This is a genomic window from Rudaea sp. (assembly GCF_036383415.1).
Classification (GTDB): Bacteria; Pseudomonadota; Gammaproteobacteria; order Xanthomonadales; family Rhodanobacteraceae; genus Rudaea.
The window spans coordinates 1-2,151 of the sequence record NZ_DASVOK010000305.1; the positions used below are offsets into that span (position 1 = coordinate 1).

The window sequence follows — 2,151 nt, forward strand, 5'->3', positions numbered from 1 at the left end:
GCTGCCGCGACGCGGCGGCGGCCGGATGCCGCCGCGTCGCGGCACCACCCAACGCTCGGCGAGCTTGCCCGGATTTTTTGTTAAAGTGTTCATGGGATCACATCTTGGGCGTTCGATTTGGAGCAGCCCACCTAAATTCCGCCGCAATCGTTCAGTAACATGACCCGTCGTTCACGCGGCGGACGCAAACTCCCGCCATTCTGCGCTTTTCGATGATCGCACCATGAACGAAACGGAACTGAAAGCGCTCAGCAGGGACTGGCCCGGCGTCGCCAGCGCGGTCAAATGGGACGACGACCTGGTCTTCACCGTGTCCGGCAAGATGTTCGTGGTGTACTGCCTGCACGGTCCGCATCGCGGGCGCATCTCGTTCAAGGTCGATGCCGAGCGCTTCCTCGAACTGACCGACCAGCCCGGCATCGTGCCGGCCGCGTACATGGCACGCGCATTCTGGGTGTCGATCGCCGAGCCCGACCGCTTCGCACGCGCGAAGATCGGCGAGTTCGTGCAGCGTTCGTACACGCTCGTGCGCGCCGGTCTGAGCAAGCGCCAGCAGGCAGCGTTGAGTGCGGCCGATGCCGTCGCCAAACCATGAACCAGGGAACCACCGCATGTCGGGCAAAGCCGATTCGTTGAGAACGATCTTCTACGCACTCGGCGCGAACTTCGCGATCTTCCTCTCCAAGGCTGCCGCCGCGGTCATCACCGGTTCGGGCGCGATGACCGCCGAAGCGGTGCATTCGCTGGCCGACTGCGGCAACCAGTTGCTGTTGCTGCTCGGATTGAAACAGGCCAAGGCGCCGCCGTCGCCGGACTATCCACTCGGCCGCGGCAAGGAAATCTACTTCTGGTCGTTCCTCGTCGCGCTGCTGCTGTTCAGCGTCGGCGGCGCGTTCTCGATCTACGAAGGCCTGCACAAGCTGCACGATCCCGAGCCGGTGAAATGGCCGTGGCTCGCGGTCGGCGTGCTCGCATTCGGCATCGTCGCCGAGAGTTTCTCGATGGCCGGCTGCATGCGCGAGGTCAACAAGGCGCGCGGCGCGCATTCGCTGTGGCACTGGTTCCGCGAAAGCCGGCAGAGCGAACTCATCGTCATCTTCGGCGAAGACCTCGCCGCGCTGCTCGGCCTCGTCTTCGCCCTGCTCGCCGTGCTGCTGACCGTGCTGACCGGCAATCCGATCTTCGATGCGGTCGGCACGCTCGCCATTGGTATTCTGCTCGTCGTCGTCGCCGTGTTCGTCGCGATCGAGGTCAAGGCGCTGCTCGTCGGGCAGAGCGCCGATGCCGAGGTCAACGCCGCGATCCGTGCATTCCTCGATGGCCGTCCGGAGATCGCGCGCGTGTTCAACCTTATCACCCTGCAGCTCGGCAGCGAGATCATGGTCGCGGTCAAGGCGCAGATGCGCGGCAACCTGTCCGACCGCGGTGTGGTCGAGGCGATCAATGTGGTTGAAGCCGCAATGAAGCAGCGCTTCCCCGAGATCCGCTGGAGTTTCTTCGAGCCGGACGTGGCCGATTGACGCGACCTGCGCCGCGGGTCACTCGATCAGCGCGGCGACGTGGGCCGCGGCCGACTGGCGCAGCGCGGTCACGCTGTAGCCGCCTTCGAGGCTCGAGATCACGCGCCCCTGCGCATGCTTGCGCGCGATGTCGACGAGTTCGCGTGTGATCCAGTCGTAGTCGGGCGCACCGAGGTTGAGGTTCGCGAGTGGGTCGAGATAGTGCGCGTCGAAGCCGGCCGAGATGAGTATGAGTTGAGGGCGGAAACGCTCGACCGCAGGCAGGACGATGTCGCGGCAGGCCTCGCGGAACGCGAACGAGCTCGATGCCGCCGGCAGCGGCGCGTTGACGATGTTGCCGACGCCGGTTTCGTTCTCCGTGCCTGTGCCCGGATACAGCGGCGACTGGTGGGTGGAGGCGTAGAGCACGCGCGGCTCGCGCCAGAAGATGTCCTGCGTGCCGTTGCCGTGGTGCACGTCGAAGTCGACGATGGCGACGCGTTCGAGCCCGCGCGCGAGCGCGTGCGCGGCGCCGACGGCAACGCTGTTGAACAGGCAGAATCCCATCGGCGTATTGCGCGTGGCGTGGTGCCCGGGCGGACGCACCGCGCAGAACGCGCGCGTCGCGTTGCCGTCGAGCAGCGCATCGACC

The 2,151-nt window shown here is 65.8% G+C and carries 3 protein-coding genes; 2 read left to right on the forward strand and 1 reads right to left on the reverse strand.

Features of this window, described 5'->3' with window-relative positions; translation table 11 throughout:
* The first annotated feature begins 223 nt into the window (after positions 1–223).
* A complete protein-coding gene (locus VF497_RS11460) occupies positions 224–595 on the forward strand; it encodes an MmcQ/YjbR family DNA-binding protein (RefSeq protein WP_330888788.1) in 372 nt (123 codons plus the stop codon).
* 16 nt (positions 596–611) lie between these two features.
* Positions 612–1,520 (forward strand): cation diffusion facilitator family transporter, encoded by a 909-nt coding sequence (locus VF497_RS11465; RefSeq protein WP_330888790.1) that lies wholly within the window; start codon positions 612–614, stop codon positions 1,518–1,520.
* A gap of 18 nt (positions 1,521–1,538) precedes the next feature.
* On the opposite strand, the gene VF497_RS11470 is transcribed toward VF497_RS11465, so the two are convergent.
* Positions 1,539–2,151, reverse strand: a 613-nt coding sequence (locus VF497_RS11470) for a histone deacetylase family protein (protein ID WP_330888792.1), incomplete at its 5' end; no start/stop codon positions are given.

Bases quoted from the DNA above. Each gene is read 5' to 3' on its own strand.
- VF497_RS11465 (WP_330888790.1), top strand. From the start codon at position 612: ATGTCGGGCAAAGCCGATTCGTTGAGAACGATCTTCTACGCACTCGGC.
- VF497_RS11460 (WP_330888788.1), top strand. From the start codon at position 224: ATGAACGAAACGGAACTGAAAGCGCTCAGCAGGGACTGGCCCGGCGTC.